Source organism: Sphingomonas sp. GM_Shp_1 (assembly GCF_026540895.1).
GTDB lineage: Bacteria > Pseudomonadota > Alphaproteobacteria > Sphingomonadales > Sphingomonadaceae > Sphingomonas.
Genome location: NZ_JALNUR010000004.1, coordinates 13399 through 32783 on the forward strand (window position 1 = coordinate 13399; position 19385 = coordinate 32783).

Here is a 19385-nt window from a genome sequence, read left to right on the forward strand (position 1 = left end):
GGCCATGAGCGGCCCGCGCTACCGCGCGGCGGCGGCGGAATTGCTGATCGTCGAGCCGCTCGATCTGTTCACCGCCGTCTTCCATCGGCCCTCGGGCATGACGCATCTGCTGACCGAACCCGCGCCACAGATATTGGAGGTGCTCGCCGGGGAGACTCTGACCGCCGAGGCGCTGCTGGCCCGGCTGTCGCAGGATTACGAACTGGGCGACGCGGCGGGTGAGGGGGCCGCGATGTTGCAAGCCCGGCTGGAGGAATTGGAAGCGGCGGGGCTGATCGACGCGCGGTGAGGCATCATGTCACCTTGCGGGTCGGGCCGGTCGGCTTTCGGATCGGGTCGGACTGGCGCGATCCCATCGACGCGGTGACGGCGCTCTATCGCGATTATCCGCGCGCCGACTTCGCCGATTACACGGTTCGTCTGGAGGCGGCGTCGCCCATGCGTCGCTGGTTTCGGCCATCCATCCATATCGCGGGCGATTACCGCCTACCCGAAGCGGCACCTCTTCCGCTGGCGCAAGGGCTGTTGGCGGCGGAACTGGGGATGAACCTTCAGATGGCGCTGGGTCATCGCCGTCATCTGCTGCTGCACGCGGCGGTGGTCGCGCGGGACGACCGGGCGATGCTGATGAGCGGCATTTCGGGTGCGGGCAAGTCGACGCTGTCGCTGCTGCTGGCCCGGCGCGGCTGGCGCTTCCTGGGCGACGAATTTGCGCTGATCGACCCGCTGACGGGGCTGGCCTGTCCCTTTCCGCGCCCCATCAGCCTGAAGAATGAAAGCCTGTCGGTCATCCCGCCGGACAGCCACACCGGCCCTTTGCTCACCGGCACGCCCAAGGGCGATATCCGCCATGTCGCCCCCGACGCGCCGGCGATCGCCGCGATGGATCGTCCGGCGCGACCGGCGCTGCTGGTCTTTCCTCGCTTCGGCTTTCCCTCCGCCAGCCGGGTGCTGCCCCCAGCCGAAGCCTTTGTCCGCCTGACCCAGGCGTCGACGAACTATGTCGCGATGGGCGAGGCGGGGTTTCGCGCGCTCACCCGTTTGCGCAGCCAGGTGCCCGCCGTCGCGCTCGACTATCCGGACGGTGCGGCGGGTGTAGCGGCGGTGGAGGCGTTGTGGGACGCGCTGTGACGCCGGTCGAGCGGCTGGTGGGGCTGCTTCGCGAGCCGACCGGGGCGGTGGCTCTGTCACTGACCGAATGGACCGATGTGCTGACCGTGGCGCGCGCGGAGCTGCTGTTGGGAACGCTCGCCCACCGTGTCGACGGATTGGCACTGCCAGCACCGGTGGCACGGGTTCTGGCCGATGCGCGTGCCGAGGCGGAGGAGACACGCCGCGCGGCGCTATGGGAAGCGAACCGGGTGGCGCGGGCGCTGACGCCGCTGGGGATTCCCACCATTCTATTGAAGGGCACCGCGTTCGTCGCGGCGGGACTGGCGGCGGGACGGGGGCGGTCGATCGGCGACTGCGATATCCTGGTCCCGCGCGCGACCTTGCCCGAGGCAGAGGCGCTGTTGGCGCAGGCCGGCTGGGAATGGGTGAAGGCCGATCCCTATGACGATCATTATTATCGGGAGTGGATGCACGAACTCCCGCCGCTGATCCACCGCGAGCGGGACCGGATGCTCGATGTTCACCATACCATCCTGCCGCCGACCGCACCGCCCAAGCCGGATGCGGCGGCGCTGATCGCCCGGGCCGAAAAGCTGGACGGTGGGCTGGCCGTGCTGTCGCATGCCGACATGATCGTCCACGCCGCCGCGCATCTGTTCGCGGATGGCGATCTGACCGGCGGGCTTCGCAACCTATGGGATATCCACGCCCTGATCGAGGAGCGCGGATGCGACAGCGTCGAAAGCCAGGCGGCGCGCCATGATCTTGCGGACGCCGTTGCCCGCGCCCTGCGCCTGGCCCATGCCATCTATGCCACGCCGGTACCGCCCGCCTATCGGCGATCGACCGTGATCGACCATCTCTATCGCCGTCGGATGCTGGCGCGGGACGGTTGGGGGCGGGGGCGGCACCCGGTGACACGGGGCGCCTTCTATCTTCGCTCCCATGCCATCCGAATGCCGCTGCCGCTGCTCGCCCGACATTTGTGGATCAAATGGCGGAAGGGGAAAGCCGCGCCAGCGTCGGAATGAGATCGCCATAGCCGTCGATGATCGCATCGCCCCCCAGCGTCTCGACGGGCTGGCTCAGAAAGCCGAAGGAACAGGCGATCACTGGCAGCCCGGCGGCCTTGGCGGCCTGCACGTCGAAGATCGAATCGCCGACAAAGGCCGCCGTCCCGCCCCCGCATCGCTCGACCAGCGCCTGGATCGGCACCGGCGAGGGTTTGGCGACCCCCAGCGTGTCGCCGCCGATGATCGCCGCGAACCGATCGGTCAGCCCCAGTGCATCGAGGATAGCGCGGGCGAAATGCTCCAGCTTGTTGGTCATGATCCCCATGGTCACGCCGCGCGCCGCCAGTTGGTCGAGCGCGGCCAGCGCACCGGGAAAGGGCGCGGTGTGGATGGCGAGATGGCCTTCATAATAGTCGAGCAACCGGCGATGCAGCAGGTCCAGCGTCTCCGGATCATAGCCCCCCGTGGCGTCGAGCCCATGGCGAAGCATCGCCCGTGCGCCGCCGCCGATCATCGGCTTCACCGCCTCGACGCTCAGCAGCGGCCGTCCGATCGACGCCAGCGCATGGTTGACCGCCGCCGCCAGATCGCCGCTGGTATCCAGCAGCGTGCCGTCCAGGTCGAAGCCGACGATGGAAAAGGGAAAACCGTCCGGTGAATTCGCGTCCATGATCCTATCCGTCGCCGTTCTGTGACTGGCCTTGGCCGGAAAAGCATGGCAGGCGCAACCATCATGACAAGACCGGTCGCTGCCATCATTCTCGCCGCGGGCAAGGGCACCCGCATGAAGTCGGACCTGCACAAGGTCCTCCACCCGATCGCCGGGCGGCCGATGCTGCTCCACCTGATCGACAGCGTGGACCAGTTGTCGCCCGAGCGGGTCGTCGTCGTGACCGGCGCGGGGCGCGAACAGGTGGAGGCGGCGGTCGCGCCACTGGGGATCGCGACCGCGCTCCAGGCCGAGCAGCTTGGTACCGCGCATGCCGTCGCGCAGGCGCGCGAGGCGCTGGCGGGCTTCGATGGCGATGTGCTGATCCTCTATGGCGATGTGCCGCTGGTCGAGGTCGCGACGATGCGGCGGATGATCGATCGGCTGCGGGAAGAGGATCGGCCGGCGGCGGTCGTGCTCGCCTTCCGTCCCGCCGATCCCGCCGCTTATGGCCGGGTGGTGGCCGACGATAGCGGACGGCTCGACCGGATCGTGGAGTATAAGGACGCGAACGCCGAAGAGCGTGCGATAACCCTCTGTAATTCCGGGCTGATGGCGGTCCATTCCGCGGATCTGTTCGGCCTGCTCGACCGGGTGGGCAACGACAATGCGGCGGGCGAATATTATCTGCCCGACGTCATCGCGCTGGCGGCGGCGGACGGGCGTCACTCGGCGGTCATCGAAACCGATGCGGGCGAGGTGGCGGGCGTCAACAGCCGTGGCGAACTCGCGCAGGTCGAGGGCGAGTGGCAGCGCCGCGCCCGCGCCCGTGCCATGGCGGAGGGGGCGACGCTGATCGCGCCGGAGACGGTGTGGTTCTCGCACGACACCCGCATCGGCCGCGACGTGGTGGTCGAGCCCCATGTCGTGTTCGGCCCCGGCGTCCAGGTCGCCGATGGGGTGACGATCCATGCCTTCAGCCATTTGGAGGGCGCGACCGTCGCGACGGGCGCGGATATCGGTCCCTATGCCCGCCTGCGCCCCGGCGCGGATGTGCGAGAGGGGGCGCGGGTCGGCAATTTCGTCGAGATGAAGAAGGCGGTGCTCGGGCCCGGCGCCAAGGCGAACCACCTGACCTATCTGGGCGACGCCGAGGTCGGCGCGGGTGCCAATATCGGCGCGGGCACGATCACCTGCAATTATGACGGCTTCCTGAAATATCGCACGGAAATCGGGGAGGGGGCGTTCATCGGCTCCAACTCCGCGCTCGTCGCGCCGGTCAAGGTCGGTGCGGGCGCGATCGTCGGCGCGGGCTCGGTCGTCACCAGCGATGTCGAGGCGGACGCCCTGGCCCTTGTCCGGGCCGAGCGTCGGAGCAAGCCCGGCTGGGCGAAGCGGTTTCGAGAGATGATGATGGCCAAGAAGGCCGCGAAAAAGGCTGGGGAGTAAGCGTATGTGCGGTATCGTGGGAATCCTCGGCGGTGAGGATGTGGCCGAGCGGCTGCTCGACGGTCTGCGTCGCCTGGAATATCGCGGCTATGACAGCGCGGGCATCGCGACGATCGATCGTGGCGGGATCGATCGTCGGCGCGCCTCGGGCAAGCTGATCAACCTGGCCAAGGAACTGGCGGCGCATCCGCTGCCCGGCTCGATCGGCATCGCGCATACCCGCTGGGCGACGCATGGTGGCCCGACCACCAACAACGCTCACCCGCATGCCACCGATCATGTCGCGGTCGTCCACAACGGCATCATCGAGAACTTCAAGGCGCTGCGCGACGAACTCATCGGGCGGGGCCGGGTGTTCACCAGCGAGACCGATACCGAAGTCGTCGCGCATCTGGTCAGCGAGAGGGTCGAACAGGGGCTGGACCCCGTCGCCGCAGTCCGGGAAGTGCTCCCCCGCCTGCACGGCGCCTTCGCGCTCGCCATCCTGTTCCGCGACCAGCCCGACCTGCTGATCGGCGCGCGGCTCGGCTCACCGCTGGTCGTCGGGTATGGCGATGACGAGACCTATCTGGGGTCGGACGCGCTGGCGCTGGCCCCGCTGACCCAGCGTATCGCCTATCTGGACGAAGGCGACTGGGTCGTCTGCACCCGCGAGGGCGCGCAGGTCTATGATCGTGACAACAACCCTGTCGATCGGCCCGTCACCCTGTCGGGCGTCACCGGCGCGCTGATCGACAAGGGCAATCACCGCCACTTCATGCAGAAGGAAATCTACGAGCAGCCGATCGTCGTCGCCCAGACGCTGCGCTCGTATCTCCATCGGCTGGAGGGCAGGATCGCCTTGCCCATTCCCGACTTCGACCTGTCGGGGATCAAGCGCGTCACCATCGTCGCCTGCGGCACCAGCTTCTATGCGGGCATGGTCGCCAAATATTGGTTCGAGCAGTTTGCGCGGGTGCCCGTCGACCTCGATGTCGCGTCCGAGTTCCGCTACCGCGCGCCGGTGATGGAGCCGGGCGGGCTGATGATCGTCATCAGCCAGTCGGGGGAAACCGCCGACACGCTGGCCGCGCTGCGCCACGCCAAGTCCGAGGGGCAGACGATCGCGGCTGTGGTCAATGTGCCCACCAGCTCGATGGCGCGAGAGGCCGACCTGCTGCTCCCCACCCATGCCGGGCCGGAGATCGGCGTCGCCTCGACCAAGGCCTTCACCTGCCAGTTGAGCGTGCTGGCCGCGCTCGCCGCCAATCTCGCCAAGGCCAAGGGGCGGCTGTCGGCCGATGAGGAGAAGCAGATCGTCCGCCATCTGGCGGAGGCCCCCGCCGCGATCAATGGCGCGCTCGCCTATGACGAGGCGATCGAGGGCATGGCGGGTGCCATCGCGGGCGCGCGCGACGTCCTGTATCTGGGGCGCGGAACCGATTACCCGCTGGCCCTGGAAGGCGCGCTGAAGCTGAAGGAGATCAGCTATATCCATGCCGAGGGCTATGCCGCCGGCGAGATGAAGCATGGCCCCATCGCCCTGATCGACGAATCCGTGCCGGTCATCGTCATCGCCCCTTCCGGCCCCCTGTTCGAAAAGACCGTGTCGAACATGCAGGAGGTTCAGGCGCGCGGTGGCCGGGTTGTGCTCATTTCGGACTATGACGGGATCGAGGCGGCGGGCGAGGGCTGTATCGCGACGATCACCATGCCGAAGGTACATCCCCTGATCGCCCCGATCGTCTATGCGGTGCCGGTCCAGCTGCTCGCCTATCATGTCGCGGTGGCGAAGGGCACCGATGTCGACCAGCCGCGCAACCTGGCGAAGAGCGTGACGGTCGAATAACTGCCCGTTTACGTCAGATTAAGCATGATCGGTTACCATTAGTCCCCGTGTCGAGTGACGAGGGACTGATGGTAACCGAATGCGCATTCTGATCGTCGACGACGAACCAGCGGTTCACGACAGCTACGCCTTCTGCTTTTCGGGCGGGGGCGGCGTTCCGGCGGAAACCCGCGACGCGCTGGACGCGATGGCGACGGACCTGTTCGGCGCGCCCGATCATGACGATGCACAGGCCGACGACGAGGCCTCCGTCACGTTCGAGCCGCTTCATTGTCATCAGGGGCTGGAAGCCGTCGCGGCGGTCGAGCAGGCGGTGGCGGAGGATCGCCCCTTCGCGGTCGCCTTCATCGACATCCGCATGCCGCCGGGCATCGACGGGCGGGAGACGGCACGGCGGATCCGAGCACTCGATCCCGACATTCATCTGGTGATCGTCACCGGCTATTCCGATTTCTCCCCGGTCGAGATCAGCAAGGTGGCCGGGCCCGCCGACAAAATCTTCTACATCCCCAAGCCCTTCGAGGTCGCCGAGATATCGCAGATGGCGCTGGCCTTGTCCCGCCGCTGGCACATCGATCGCGAACTGGCGGCCGCGCGGGGACTGTTGGCCGCGCAGGTCGCGGCGCTGGAGGAAAAGAGCGCCGAGCTGGAAGCCAATGAAAGCCGCGCCATGCATATCGCGATGCACGACGCGCTGACCGATGCCCCGAACCGCGTCGCCTTTCTGCGTGCCTTGACCGAGCGCGGCCGGCAGGCGCGCAATTTCGCCACCGCGATGCTCGATCTCGACCGGTTCAAGATGGTCAACGACACGCTCGGTCACCTCGCCGGGGACGAACTGATCCGCGAGGTCTTCGCCGCGATCCAGCATGCGGTGCCGTCGGGCACGATGGTCGCCCGGCTGGGCGGCGACGAATTCGGGCTGTTCTTCGATGCGGCGGATGAGGCGGAGGCGATCGCAGCCTGCGAACGGATCGTGGCGGCCTGTGCGACCAGCTTCAACATCCTGGGCCATGCCGTGCGCTGCGGTGCGTCCTGCGGTCTGGTGATGAGCGGCGCGCGGGGGGACCGCGATCCGACCGATCTGGTGCGGCAGGCGGACATGGCGTTGAACGATGCGAAGCGCTCCGGGCGGGGCGTGGTGCGGGTGTTCGACACACATATGGACGAGAGCATCCGCATCCGCCGCGAGATCGAGGCGGGGCTGACCCAGGCGATCGCGCGCGACGAGCTCAGCCTGTCCTTTCAGCCGATCGTCGGACGCGGGGCGCTGGACGTCGTCGGGTTCGAGGCGCTGGTCCGGTGGAACACGCCGGACCACGGCACGGTCAGCCCGGCGATCTTCATCCCGATCGCCGAGGAAAGCCATTTGATCCACGATCTGGGCGACTGGGTCCTCGACCATGCGCTGGCGGAGTTGCGCCACTGGCCGGGGCAATATGTCTCGGTGAATTTCAGTCCGATCCAGTTCCGCCGCTCGCACTTCGTCGGCCATATCATGGACAGCGTCCGGCGTGCGGGCGTCGATCCGGGACGGGTGCAGATCGAGATCACCGAAACCGCAATCTTCGACGATGCCGAGCGCGCCTCCAAGACCCTCTGCGAACTGCGCAGCCTGGGCTTTCGCATCGCCCTCGACGATTTCGGGACCGGCTATTCCAGCCTGTACAATATCCGCAAATTCGCGCTCGACTGTCTGAAGATCGACCGCAGTTTCATCGACGGGATGGGGCGCGAGCGGGAGTCGGCGGCGATCGTCCATTCGATCATCCATCTGGGCCGCGCGCTGGGACTGGGCGTGGTCGCCGAAGGCGTCGAGACCGAGGCGCAGGCCCAGGCGCTGCGCGTCGCGGGGGCGAGCCATTTGCAGGGCTTTCTCTTCTCTCGTCCGGTTCCGGCGGAGGAGGCACGCGTGCTGGCGGCCCAACAATGGCTGACCTTTTCGTCGGGCACCGGGGGCGAGGCCATGGTCGAAGGCGCGCTGAGCTGATCCGGATGGATCATGTGCGGCGATGGCTGGGCGCGAGGGTCCGGCCGCGATCGCTGCGCGATACCATGGTGTCGGTCCTGACCCTGGCCGGGATCGGTGGCGCGGTGGCGCTGACGGCGATGCTCGCCTTCGTCATCTCGCCCGGATTCGCCGAGCTGGAAGAGCGGGCGACGGTTGGATATCGCAACCGGTTGCGAGCCGTCCTCGCCGAATTTCCCGAGACGATGAAAGGGATTGCGCGCGAGCATGCCCAAAGCGCGGCGTCGGATCGCGCGCGCGATTCCTGGGCCTGGTCGGTCTTTGCGGTCGATGCGGTCGCCTATCGGCCGGTATCCGCGAAAGACTGGACGGTGCGTCCCGGGACAGGAGCGGACGAGCACGGCCAAGCTGGCACGGCGGTCGGGCTGGCGGAGGCACTGAACCGGATCGACCTTGCCCGAACGGGATCGAGAGCGGGCTTCTATCTGCCGGTTGGAGGGCAGGTGATGGCCGTTGGACTGGCAGCGGTCATGGGCAGGAATGGCCGGACCATCGGCCATGTCGCGATGGCGCGGCGATTGACCGCCGCGCATCTCTCGGGCGTGCTCGGCCGGGCGACGCGGATAGACCGACCGGCAATGGCCGGGACCGATATCGTCCGACCTCACGCACGCGTCATCGAGATCGCCTCGCCGATCCGCAGCGCAGACGGGCGGCCTATCGCGACGGCGACCCTGCGGGTTTCGCGCGAGGTCGTGCTCCTTGGGCGCCGGGTGTTGCTGCTGGCGGTGGCGGGATCGATCCTGTTGCTGGTCTTCATGCTGCTGATGCTGCGACGGGCACTGGGATCGCTCGTCCTCGCCCCGCTTGGGCGGGTGGAGCGGCATATGCGGCGCGTCCAGGCATCGGGCGCGCTCCTGCCCTTCGAGGATGGCGGGCGGGGCGATGACGAGTTCGGAGCGCTCGGCCGCAGCTTCAACGCGATGCTCAGCCAGTTGAAGGATTTGCGCGAACAGAATGAAATCCAGAGCTTCGCGCTCGGGCGATCCGAAAGCGCGGTCGCGGTGCTTCACAATGTCCGCAACGCGCTGGCCCCGCTCGGCACCATATTGAGCGTAGGGCTGGCACCGGAGGATCGGGGTGACCGGATCTTGATGGCCAGGGCGCTGGCCGAACTGGCGCGGGACGATATCGCGCCGGAACGGCGGGCGAAGCTGGTGTCCTTCATCCGAACGGCGCTGGACGCCGAGTCCATGGCGCGAGACTCCGTTCGCGGGCAGTTGGAGTTGGGGCGCGACGCGATGCGCCAGACGCTGGAAATCATCGGCGCGCAACAGGCGCGGGCCCATGAGCGGCCCGGACGGGAGCGCTGCGACATCACCGACATCATCGCGCGCAACGCGACGATCGCCCGCTATGCCCAGTCGGTGTCGATCGGCTTCACCTTTCCGGCCCATTCCGCCTATGTCCTGGCCAATCGGGTGATCCTGAGCCAGGTGATCGGCAATCTGCTGTCCAACGCGGTCGAGGCGATCGTGGCGACCGGGCGGGGCCATGGCTCGATCCTGGTCGAGATACTGCCCCCCGTCGATGGGCGGATCGCGACTCGGATCATCGATGACGGCGAGGGGTTCGAGCCGGGCATGGTGACGCAGCTTTTCCTGCCCGGATTCTCGACCCGTACCGACAAGTCGGGCGGCCTCGGCCTGCATTGGTGCGCCAATTCCATGGCGGCGATGGGCGGCGCGCTGGAGCTTCGCAGCGCCGGGCGCGGCACGGGGGCGGTGGCGATCCTGACGCTCGACCTGGATGGACGCGACCGGGAAAAGACCGGGCTGGCCGCCTGATTAAAGAGGCAGTTCGGGTTGGATCGGCGGCGTCGTGTCGTCCTCCTCCCTATGATGAAGCCCCGACAGGGTCAGCCCGAGAAGCCGGACGCCGCCCGCTACCGGCAATTGCTGATCCAGCAATTCGCGACCCATGGCGGCGAAGAGCGCACGGTCCATGATCGGCTGTCCCGGCGAGCGGGCGCGGGTGATGGTGCGGAAATCGCTATGCCGGAGCTTCAGCGTGACGGTCCGCCCCGCGGCGCCGCTCCGCTCGATCCGGGTCCAGGCGGCGTCCACCACCCGGTCGAGCGCGGCGTGAAGGGCGTCGCGGTCGCTCAGATCGTTCTCGAACGTCCGCTCCGCTCCGACCGATTTGGCGATGCGATGGGCACGGACGGGGCGATGATCGATCCCGCGCGCGGCGCCGAACAGATAATCGGCATAGCTGCCGAAATGGCGTTGCAGGAATTCCAGCGGCCTGTCGCGCAGGTCCTGGCCGGTCAGTATGCCCAGGGCCTCCATCTTGCGCGCCGTGACCGGCCCGACCCCGTGGAAGCGTTTGACCGGCAGCCCCGCGACGAAGGACTCGCCATGCGATGGCGGGATGACGCAGATGCCGTTCGGCTTGTTCTGGTCCGAGGCGAGCTTGGCGATGAACTTGTTGTAGCTGACCCCCGCTGATGCGGTCAGCCCGGTTTCGGCCAGGATCGCGGCGCGGATCGCATTGGCGATTGCCGTTGCCGAGCCCAGTCCGGCGCGATCCTCGGTCACGTCCAGATAGGCCTCGTCCAGCGATAGCGGCTCGATCCATTCGGTATAGCGCGCGAAGATCGCCCGGATCTGGCCGGAGACCTCTCGATAGACCTCGAACCGGGGCGGCACGAACACCAATTCCGGGCACCGCCGCAACGCCGTGACCGAGGGCATGGCGGAGCGCACGCCAAAGGCCCGCGCCTCGTAACTCGCCGCCGCGACCACGCCCCGCGCCCGCGATCCGCCCACCGCCACGGGCCTGCCCCGTAGTGCCGGATCGTCACGCTGTTCGACCGAGGCATAGAAGGCGTCCATGTCGACATGGATGATCTTGCGTCCGTGCCCGATCGCCGGCGGATCGGTGTCGGGGGAATGAGATGGCACCGGGGAGCCCATATCGTCCTGCTGCTCGCCTCCTGCGCGCCGGGAAACGAAACAGGAACAATGCGTATAGGTCAAGACCCCGAACAGGGCCAATAGGTTAAATTCATTGCGGACGGCGGCAACAGGGTTAACGTCCTTTCAACTTGTCATATGTCAAAAAAAGACCCGGACTATCCCCTTGAACCCCGTTCGATCTTTCGGTGCCGCCGCCCTGCTTCTCCTGGCCCTTCTGCCATCGCTGGCGGGCGCGGTCGGAGCGGATCCGTGGGAAAAGTGGCAATGGGCCGCCTTCACGCGGCTGGGCGGCGATACCGGGCTTCCGCACATCACGGCGACCGCGATCGCGCGTGCGGCGGACGGCACGATGTGGATCGGCACGCGTGGCGGGCTGGTCCGCTATGACGGCCAGCGGGTACGCAATTTTAAGCAGCGCTTGTCCGATCCCTATTCGCTGCCGGACAATTATGTCCGCTCGCTCCTCGCGCTTCCCGACGGCAGTATGCTGGTCGGGACCAATGTCGGGGGGACGGCGCGATATGACCCGCACACCGGTCGGTTCATCCGCCTGAAGGCGATGCGGGGACGGATCGGCAGCCGAGTCTACGGCTTTACGCCGGACGGGCAGGGGGGCGCCTATCTGAGTTCGGATGGCGGCGCGCATCATTATGTCCGGGGTGCCGATGCCATCGACCCGATGGCAGACCAGACGATCCATGCGGCGGACGGTCGTCCGCTGGGGTCCTTTTCCATCCTTCGCGATCCGGATGGGACCCTATGGGTCGGATGCGAGGAGGGCCTGTGGGTCCGCCGCCGCGCTACGGGCCGTTTCACGCTGGTCGAACTGGGCGGCGATCACGGCCGCAGCGACGTCTGGTCGATCCTGCGCGATCGAGAGGGGCGGCTGTGGATCGGGACGGGTGCGGACGGGCTTTACCTAGCGAACGGGCAGGAGCCGTTTCACGCGGTATCCGGTCTGGATGGCGCGTCCGCGCTGATCGGCCACCGGACCATTCGGGCGCTGATACAGGATGCGCGGGGGCGGATATGGTTGGGCACCGACGGGCTGGGGATCGTCCTCATCGACCCCGCGCGCGGCTTTGCGGCTTGGCCGATCCGTCATCTGGCGGCCAATCCGCTGTCGTTGGTGGGGGATACGGTCCGCGCGCTGGCGCTGGACGGAGCGGGCGGGATCTGGGCCGCGACCGAATTGGGTGCCGCGCGCACGTCGGGGCCGGGCGGCGGGGTCCTGCGCATCGGATCGGCGATGCCCGATCCGCGCATGTCGCTGTCGGACGACAATGTTCGCGGGATCATGGTCGATCGCCGGGAACGGATCTGGCTGGGGCTGAGCAAGGGCGCGGTCGACCGGCTCGACCGCGCGGCGGGGCAGGTGCGCCGGGTCAATCTGGAAGGCCGCCACGCCGGTCAGGATATCAAGGCGCTGCTGGAATCGGATGACGGGACGATCCTGGTCGGCGCGCGCGGCGTGGTGGCGATCGATCCCGAGAGCCTGAGGCAACGCCCCGTCACGGTGTCGGGGTTGGGCGACCTGCCCGTCATCTCGCTGGCGGAGACGCCGGACGCCCTCCTGATCGGCACCTACAAGGGGCTGTTCGTCCGCCGTCGTGCCGATGGCGCGGTTCGGCATTTCCAGCACGACATTGTCGACCCCCACAGCCTGCCGAACAACGAAGTGATCAACATCGTCGTCCAGCCGGATGGGACGGCACTGGTCGCGACGCCGGGGGGCATCGGTCGGCTCGACCTGCGGACCGGGCGCTTCACCAATTTCGCGAGCCGGGCGGGGGACTCGAACAGCCTGCCGCAGGATTATGCGGGCTCGATCGTCCCGTCCGGTCGCGACATCTGGGTCGGGACCTATGGCGGCGTGGGATATGGCCAGGCAGCGCCCGGCGGCTGGCGGTTCCGGGCGATCGCCGAGGCGCAGGGTCTGGCGGGGGACAATGTCGCCTCTCTCGTCATGGATAACCGCCATCGCTTGTGGGCCGCGAGCACCGGTGGGATTTCGCTGATCGATCCGACCGGCGGCCGGGTCCGCGTGATGAGCCGTCGCGACGGCCTGACCATGAGTGCCTTCAACCAGCGGGCCGCGGCGCGCACGGCGGACGGGTCGCTGCTGTTCGGATCGCCCGAGGGATTGCTGGTGCTCCAGCCCGATCTTTTGCTGGAGCAGAAGGCCCATGCCGATACCGCGCAACTGATCGTCGGCGGGGCCGAGGTAGACGGGCGTCCGCTGCCGGTCGATCCGGTCTCGTCGGATTTCACCCTGCGTTTGAACGGCGACGAGCGGACGGTGCGCATCGGCTTCGCGCTGACCGATTATGCCGCGCCGGAGGAAATCCGATACGGCTATCGCCTGCACGGGTTCGACCGGCAATGGATGAACGTGCCCTCCGGTACCCCCGCCAGCGCGACCTACACCAATCTGCCCGCCGGCCGTTATGATCTGGAGTTGCGGGCGTCTGTGCCGGGCTTGAACGCGCGGACCGTGACCCGTCGCATCCGTGTGATCGTGAAGCCCGAATGGTATGAGGCCTGGCCCGCGCGCGCCGGGCTTGCCCTTCTGGTGATCCTGTCGCTGGGCGTGGTCATCTGGTTCGTGACCGCCGTGATCCGACGCCGGGCCCGCATGCTGGAGACGATGGTCGAGGAGCGGACCGGCGCGCTGCGTGCGGCCAACGCGCAACTCGACCGGCTGGCGAGCACCGATCCGCTGACCGGGCTGGCCAACCGGCGAACCCTGATGACCGCGATCGATGCCGAGCGGGAGCGTGCGGTTCGGGAGGGCGGCGACTTCGCCTTCGCGCTGCTCGACCTCGACCATTTCAAGCGGATCAACGACGAATATGGACATGGTGCGGGGGACGAGGTGCTGATCGAGATCGCGACCCGCCTGCGTCACGGCGTTCGGAGCGCGGACCGCATCGCGCGTTATGGCGGAGAGGAGATCGCGATCCTCTTCCCCGCCGCCTCGCTCGACGCGGCGGCGGCGATTGTCGAGCGGTTGCGCAGGGACGTGGCGGAGCGGCCCGTCAGGGTCGACGATCGCGCGATCCCCGTCACCTTCAGCGCGGGCGTGGCGCAGTGGCGGAACGGCGAGGATGTCGAGACGATGATCCGCCGCGCCGACCACGCGCTCTACCGTGCCAAGGGCGAGGGTCGCGATCGGGTAGGACAGGCGTCATGATGGCGCGGGAACCGGGCGCGGGGGTCGGCGATTGCATGAGGGTGATGGATAACGACCTCTTCCCGTCAGAGCGAACCGTCACCGGTCGTCTGCTTCGCCGCCACGGCGCCTTCATCCTGCAATGTGATGGCGGCGGGGAACTGGAACTGCGATTGCCGCGTGTGCCGGTCGATCATGTCGGCAAACCGGTTTGCATCGTCGGACGGATGCTGGCTCCCGGCTTGATGGAGGCGGAAGGAGTGCGCGGTGCCTGACCGGACCGGGGCCAATGCACCTTCGCCCACTTCCTCCCCGGAAGGGGAGGAATGAAGCCCTTCCGCTCGAATATCGATCGGTTCTAGGGCCGATCGACATTCACTCTATTCCTCCCCTGGAAGGGGAGGTGGCAGGCCGAAGGCCTGACGGAGGGGTGTCCCGGTTGGCGAGGTAGGTAAAACTCACGGCTGGCTACACCCCTCCACCATGCTTCGCATGGTCCCCCTCCCCTTGCAGGGGAGGAATAAGGATCGTGCAGTGGTCCTAGTGTGCGGCCTTGCGGGGGATCAGGTGGAGCACGCCCACGATCATCCCGCCGACGATCAAGCCGACGATCGCCGACCCGATCGCGCCGACGACCCAGGCGACAGCCGATCCGGCGACGGGCACGCCCTCGCCGACATGGTGCGCCGTGTTGTGGATCAGGTGGGGAAGGGTGGTGAAGCCGAACTCCTCCATGCCATGCACGATGATCCCGCCGCCGACCCAGACCATCGCGGCGGTGCCGACGACCGCCAGCACGCGAAGCACCACCGGCATCGCCTTGACCAGTCCGCGACCGATCGACTGCGCGGCGGGGCTCTGCCGCTGTGCCAGGTGAAGGCCGATATCGTCCATCTTCACGATCGCGGCGACCAGGCCGTAGACGCCGACCGTGATCGCGATCCCGACCAAGGCCAGCGCGATCGCCTGCGTCCCGATCGACAGGTCGGGCAGTTCTGACAGCGCGATCGCCATGATCTCCGCCGACAGGATCAGGTCGGTGCGGATCGCACCAGAGACTTGGCGATCCTCCAGCGTCTTGGCATCGACGGTGGCGGCCTCTTCGGCTTCGGCATGGTCGCCCATCAGGCTTTCGAAGATCTTCTCGCTCGCCTCGAAGCACAGGAATGCGCCACCCGCCATCAGGATCGGGGTGATCGCCCATGGCGCGAAGGCGCTGAGCAGCAAGGCGGCGGGCAGCAGGAACAGCAGCTTGTTGCGCAGCGACCCGAGCGCGATCTTGCCGATGATCGGCAATTCCCGCTGGGGCGCCAGCCCGACGACATAGCGCGGCGTGACGGCGGTATCGTCGATGACGACGCCCGCCGCCTTGGCACCGGCGCGCGCGGAGGCACCCGCCACGTCGTCCAGCGATGCCGCCGCCAGCTTGGCGATCGCCGCCACGTCGTCCAGCAATGCGACCAGACCCCCTGCCATCGATCCTTTACTCCCTATCGATCCTTTCGCCCTGCCTAGAGGCGGATGCGGGGCGATGCACGGAAAAATGACGTGGGCGTCATGTCATCCACGCGGTGTCCCGCCAGCATTCGGTCAGGTGCGCGATCAATGCGGGCACGGCGGCGGGCGTGCCCGCATTCGCATGCAGTGCCCATAAGGCCACCGACGCCGCGCCCTCGTGCCGGGGAAGGACTCGGACCAGCCGCCCATCGGCCAAGGCATCGGACACGTCCCACAAGGACCGCAGCGCGATCCCGGCCCCCGCCAGCGCCAGTTCGCGCACGACTTCGCTGGAGTTCGTCTCGATCCAGCTTTCCCCCGTCACGGTCACGCCCGCCAACCGCCAAGGGAGTTGTCCGGAGGCGGCGAGCAGCCGATGCGCGGCCAGATCCTCGATGGTTTCGGGCGCTCCGGCGCGGTCCAGATAGGTTGGGCTGGCGCACAGGATGCGGCGGTTGACGGTCAACCGGTGCGTCGCGACCCCAGTGGGCGGCGTCGCGGTGATACGAAAGGCGATGTCGATCCCCCCGCCGATCACGTCGACGAAATCATCGGTCAGGTCGATCCGCAACCGCACGGCGGGATGTCGCTCCAGGAACGCGGGCAGATAGGGGGCGATCCAGAGGCGACCGAAGGAGGTCGGCGCTGTGACATGAAGCGGCCCCGCCGGTTCGGATGCGGCCTGCGCCATGCGATCCTGCGCGGCGCGAAGCCCGGCGATCAGGGGCGCGACCTCGGCATGGAAGGCGGCTCCGCTCTGCGTCAGCGCCAGCCGGCGTGTCGTGCGGTGGAGCAGGCGGACTCCAAACCGCGCCTCAAGTCGTGCGATCCGCTTCGATACCATGGCGGGCGACAGCCGCCAGACCCGTGCCGCCGCCGCAAGGCTGCCCTCACGCACCACATCCACGAACAGCGCGATGTCCGGGTCCATTCGTTCCTCCTGCGATCGACAGCGCTTCGATTATGCCGACTACCGGGAGGAATGGCGACACCCTATCATGACCCCATCGCAACGGAGTTGGCACATGGTTGAGGAAAGCAGCATGATCGATCGCCACGGCCTGTCCGTCGCTCCCGCGCTCGTCCGGTTTCTGGAAGAGCGTGCGCTGCCGGGGAGCGGCGTCGATCCGCAACGCTTCTGGACCGGGCTTGCCGATATCCTGAACCGTTTCGCGCCGGAAAATGCCGCGCTTTTGCATCGCCGGGACGCGTTGCAGGCGAAGATCGATGACTGGTACCGCCAGGGCGGCTCGGTCGATGGCGCAGAACAGCGGCGCTTCCTGAGCGAGATCGGCTATCTCGCGCCCGAACCCGAACCTTTCGCCATTTCACCGGAGGGTGTCGATGAGGAGGTCGCCAGCTTGGCGGGGCCACAACTCGTCGTGCCGATGCTGAACGCCCGTTTTCTGCTCAATGCGGCCAATGCGCGGTGGGGCAGCCTATACGATGCCCTCTATGGCACGGACGCCCTTGCGCCACCCTCGGATGCGGCGGGCTATGACCCGGAACGCGGCGCGGCCGTCATCGGCTGGGCGCGCGCCTTTCTGGACGAGGCGCTTCCGATCGAGGGCGGATGGGACAGCGTGACCGACTTGGAGACGGCGACCGCCCGGCTTCGCGACCCCACCCAATATCGGGGTCGCGGCGAGAAGGGTTGGCTGTTCCGCCATCATGGTCTGCATATCGAGATCATCGTAGACCCGTCGCATCCCATCGGTCACACCGATCTGGCGGGGATCGCCGATATCGTGCTGGAGTCCGCACTGACCACCATTTGCGATCTGGAGGATTCGGTCGCGGCGGTCGATGCGGCGGACAAGGTCGCTGGCTATGCCAACTGGCTCGGGCTGATCGACGGCAGCCTGACCGCACAAGTCGACAAGGGCGGCCGGATGCTGACCCGAACGCTGAACGCCGATCGGTCCTATCGGGCGCCCGACGGATCGTCCTTCACGCTGCCGGGGCGAAGCCTATTGTTCGTCCGCAATGTCGGTCACCTGATGACGACCCCCGCCATCCGCCTGCCGGACGGCAGCGAGGCGCCGGAGGGGATCATCGACGCCGTCGTCACCAGCCTGATCGCGATGCGCGACGGCCTGAACGGAGAGCGTCGGCGCAACGGTCGCTTCGGTTCGATCTATATCGTGAAGCCCAAGATGCACGGACCGGACGAGACCGCCTTCGCCGACCGGCTGTTCGACGCGGTCGAGGACATGCTGGGCCTGGCGCGGCATCGGATCAAGATCGGCGTGATGGACGAGGAGCGCCGGACCTCGGCCAACCTCGCGGCCTGTATCCATGCCGTGCGGCACCGGATCGTCTTCATCAACACGGGCTTTCTCGACCGGACCGGGGATGAGATCCACACCGCGATGCACGCCGGGCCGATGCTCCGCAAGGGTGCGATGAAGGAGACGCCGTGGATCGCGGCCTATGAGGATCGCAATGTCCAGGTCGGGCTGGGGTGCGGCTTTGCGGGGCGGGCGCAGATCGGCAAGGGCATGTGGGCCGCGCCCGACCGGATGGCGGACATGCTGGCGCAGAAGATCGCGCATCCACGCTCGGGGGCGACCACCGCATGGGTGCCGTCCCCCACCGCCGCGACGCTGCATGCGACCCATTACCACCGCGTCGACGTCGCCGCTCGCCAGGCCGAGCGCGCGAACGAGCCCGTGGCGGCGCTCGAACGCCTGCTGACCCCGCCGGTCGCGGTCCAGCCGGACTGGACGGCGGAGGAAATCGCCGGCGAACTGGACAATAATACCCAAGGGCTGCTCGGCTATGTCGTCCGCTGGATCGATCAGGGGGTGGGCTGTTCCAAGGTGCCCGACCTGCACGATATCGGCCTGATGGAAGACCGGGCGACATTGCGCATCTCGTCCCAGCATATCGCCAACTGGCTGCTTCACGCTATCGTGAGCGCCGAGCAGGTGGAGGCGGCACTGCGGCGCATGGCGTCGAAGGTCGATGCCCAGAACCGGGGCGATCCGGCCTATCGCCCGATGACCGGGTCGGGCCGCGAAGGGCTGGCCCTGCAGGCGGCCCGCGCGCTGATCTTCGAGGGGATCGCGCAACCCAATGGCTATACCGAGCCGCTGCTCCACCTTTATCGTCGGCGCGCCAAACAGCAGGAGAATGGCTGAATGCCGCTTTATGCCATGGGCGAGCATCGCCCGGTCGTTCATCCCTCCGCCTGGATCGCCCCGTCCGCCGATGTCGTCGGACAGGCGATCCTGGAGGAACAGGTCAGCCTGTGGTTCGGTGCGGTGCTGCGCGCCGATAACGGCCCGATCCGCGTCGGGGCGCGCAGCAATGTGCAGGACGGGGCGGTGCTTCATTCCGATCCCGGCAGCCCGCTGACCATCGGGGCGGACTGCACCATCGGGCATAAGGCGATCCTGCATGGCTGTACCGTCGAGGACGGATGCCTGATCGGCATGGGCGCGACGATCCTGAACGATGCGGTGATCGGTGCCGGATCGCTGGTGGGGGCGGGGGCGCTGGTGACCGAGGGGAAGGTGTTTCCGCCTGACAGCCTGATCGTCGGCGCGCCCGCCCGCGCCGTCCGCGCGCTGGAGCCGGAGCAGGTCGCCAGGCTGCGCCTGTCCGCCGAGGGCTATGCGGCGCGCGCGGCACGATATGCCACGCATTTGCAGCGTCTTGACGGGGATCAGGCCGATGCGGTCGTTGACGTGGGCGGCACACCTGCCTAGC

At 67.6% G+C, this 19385-nt stretch carries 15 protein-coding genes; 11 read left to right on the top strand and 4 right to left on the bottom strand.

Going from position 1 to position 19385, the window contains the following annotated elements:
• The first annotated feature begins 4 nt into the window (after positions 1-4).
• From OXQ33_RS03480 to OXQ33_RS03490, 3 genes are read left to right on the top strand one after another with little or no spacing between them, the layout of a single operon-like run.
• Positions 5-289, top strand: coding sequence for an HPr-rel-A system PqqD family peptide chaperone (locus OXQ33_RS03480; protein WP_267433298.1), 285 nt, complete (start codon positions 5-7; stop codon positions 287-289).
• On the top strand, positions 286-1131 hold the full coding sequence (locus OXQ33_RS03485) for an HprK-related kinase A (protein ID WP_267433299.1): 846 nt from the start codon (positions 286-288) through the stop codon (positions 1129-1131). Before OXQ33_RS03480 ends, OXQ33_RS03485 begins: the two co-directional genes overlap by 4 nt.
• Complete coding sequence (locus tag OXQ33_RS03490) at positions 1116-2144, top strand: nucleotidyltransferase family protein (protein ID WP_267433300.1); 1029 nt, start codon at positions 1116-1118, stop codon at positions 2142-2144. The genes OXQ33_RS03485 and OXQ33_RS03490 overlap by 16 nt, the downstream gene beginning before the upstream one ends.
• Here the strand turns inward: OXQ33_RS03490 and OXQ33_RS03495 are convergent.
• On the bottom strand, positions 2104-2796 hold the full coding sequence (locus tag OXQ33_RS03495; protein ID WP_267433301.1) for an HAD-IA family hydrolase: 693 nt from the start codon (positions 2794-2796) through the stop codon (positions 2104-2106). The genes OXQ33_RS03490 and OXQ33_RS03495 overlap by 41 nt on opposite strands.
• A gap of 60 nt (positions 2797-2856) precedes the next feature.
• Between OXQ33_RS03495 and glmU the strand changes: the two genes are divergently transcribed.
• The 4 genes from glmU to OXQ33_RS17490 all read left to right on the top strand — a co-directional run bounded on the left by glmU (position 2857) and on the right by OXQ33_RS17490 (position 9868).
• The gene (glmU, locus tag OXQ33_RS03500; protein ID WP_267433460.1) at positions 2857-4224 is read left to right on the top strand and encodes a bifunctional UDP-N-acetylglucosamine diphosphorylase/glucosamine-1-phosphate N-acetyltransferase GlmU; all 1368 of its coding nucleotides are present in this window, start codon (positions 2857-2859) and stop codon (positions 4222-4224) included.
• Positions 4225-4228: 4 nt separating this feature from the next.
• A complete protein-coding gene (gene glmS / locus OXQ33_RS03505) occupies positions 4229-6052 on the top strand; it encodes a glutamine--fructose-6-phosphate transaminase (isomerizing) (RefSeq protein ID WP_267433302.1) in 1824 nt (607 codons plus the stop codon).
• A 79-nt stretch (positions 6053-6131) separates the two neighbouring features.
• Positions 6132-8042: an EAL domain-containing protein gene (locus tag OXQ33_RS03510; RefSeq protein ID WP_267433303.1), complete on the top strand. Its 1911-nt coding sequence runs from the start codon at positions 6132-6134 to the stop codon at positions 8040-8042.
• A gap of 14 nt (positions 8043-8056) precedes the next feature.
• On the top strand, positions 8057-9868 hold the full coding sequence (locus OXQ33_RS17490; protein ID WP_267433304.1) for a sensor histidine kinase: 1812 nt from the start codon (positions 8057-8059) through the stop codon (positions 9866-9868).
• On the opposite strand, the gene dinB is transcribed toward OXQ33_RS17490, so the two are convergent.
• The gene (dinB, locus tag OXQ33_RS03520) at positions 9869-10987 is read right to left on the bottom strand and encodes a DNA polymerase IV (RefSeq protein ID WP_267433305.1); all 1119 of its coding nucleotides are present in this window, start codon (positions 10985-10987) and stop codon (positions 9869-9871) included.
• 178 nt (positions 10988-11165) lie between these two features.
• Here dinB and OXQ33_RS03525 point away from each other — a divergent pair, with 178 nt between their 5' ends.
• Complete coding sequence (locus OXQ33_RS03525; RefSeq protein ID WP_267433306.1) at positions 11166-14195, top strand: ligand-binding sensor domain-containing diguanylate cyclase; 3030 nt, start codon at positions 11166-11168, stop codon at positions 14193-14195.
• A 44-nt stretch (positions 14196-14239) separates the two neighbouring features.
• Positions 14240-14449 carry a DUF5818 domain-containing protein gene (locus tag OXQ33_RS03530; protein ID WP_267433307.1) on the top strand — a complete coding sequence of 70 codons (210 nt, stop codon included), beginning with the start codon at positions 14240-14242 and terminating at the stop codon, positions 14447-14449.
• Between the two features lie 265 nt (positions 14450-14714).
• Here OXQ33_RS03530 and OXQ33_RS03535 read toward each other — a convergent pair whose 3' ends face one another.
• Together OXQ33_RS03535 and OXQ33_RS03540 are read right to left on the bottom strand one after the other, a co-directional pair.
• Positions 14715-15650, bottom strand: a complete 936-nt coding sequence (locus tag OXQ33_RS03535; protein WP_267433308.1) for a DUF808 domain-containing protein — start codon at positions 15648-15650, stop codon at positions 14715-14717.
• Between the two features lie 79 nt (positions 15651-15729).
• Positions 15730-16602 carry a LysR family transcriptional regulator gene (locus tag OXQ33_RS03540; protein WP_267433309.1) on the bottom strand — a complete coding sequence of 291 codons (873 nt, stop codon included), beginning with the start codon at positions 16600-16602 and terminating at the stop codon, positions 15730-15732.
• 112 nt (positions 16603-16714) lie between these two features.
• Between OXQ33_RS03540 and OXQ33_RS03545 the strand changes: the two genes are divergently transcribed.
• The gene (locus tag OXQ33_RS03545; RefSeq protein WP_267433310.1) at positions 16715-18814 is read left to right on the top strand and encodes a malate synthase G; all 2100 of its coding nucleotides are present in this window, start codon (positions 16715-16717) and stop codon (positions 18812-18814) included.
• A complete protein-coding gene (locus tag OXQ33_RS03550) occupies positions 18815-19384 on the top strand; it encodes a gamma carbonic anhydrase family protein (protein WP_267433311.1) in 570 nt (189 codons plus the stop codon). It abuts the gene before it with no gap.
• Position 19385: the final 1 nt, after the last annotated feature.

What these genes read in the sequence shown, in the direction of transcription:
- OXQ33_RS03480 (WP_267433298.1), top strand. Translation starts at nt 5, where the DNA reads ATGAGCGGCCCGCGCTACCGCGCGGCGGCGGCGGAATTGCTGATCGTC.
- glmS (WP_267433302.1), top strand. Translation starts at nt 4,229, where the DNA reads ATGTGCGGTATCGTGGGAATCCTCGGCGGTGAGGATGTGGCCGAGCGG.
- OXQ33_RS03510 (WP_267433303.1), top strand. Translation starts at nt 6,132, where the DNA reads ATGCGCATTCTGATCGTCGACGACGAACCAGCGGTTCACGACAGCTAC.
- OXQ33_RS03545 (WP_267433310.1), top strand. Translation starts at nt 16,715, where the DNA reads ATGATCGATCGCCACGGCCTGTCCGTCGCTCCCGCGCTCGTCCGGTTT.
- OXQ33_RS03530 (WP_267433307.1), top strand. Translation starts at nt 14,240, where the DNA reads ATGGATAACGACCTCTTCCCGTCAGAGCGAACCGTCACCGGTCGTCTG.
- OXQ33_RS03495 (WP_267433301.1), bottom strand. Translation starts at nt 2,796, where the DNA reads ATGGACGCGAATTCACCGGACGGTTTTCCCTTTTCCATCGTCGGCTTC.
- OXQ33_RS03540 (WP_267433309.1), bottom strand. Translation starts at nt 16,602, where the DNA reads ATGGACCCGGACATCGCGCTGTTCGTGGATGTGGTGCGTGAGGGCAGC.
- OXQ33_RS03535 (WP_267433308.1), bottom strand. Translation starts at nt 15,650, where the DNA reads ATGGCAGGGGGTCTGGTCGCATTGCTGGACGACGTGGCGGCGATCGCC.
- OXQ33_RS03550 (WP_267433311.1), top strand. Translation starts at nt 18,815, where the DNA reads ATGCCGCTTTATGCCATGGGCGAGCATCGCCCGGTCGTTCATCCCTCC.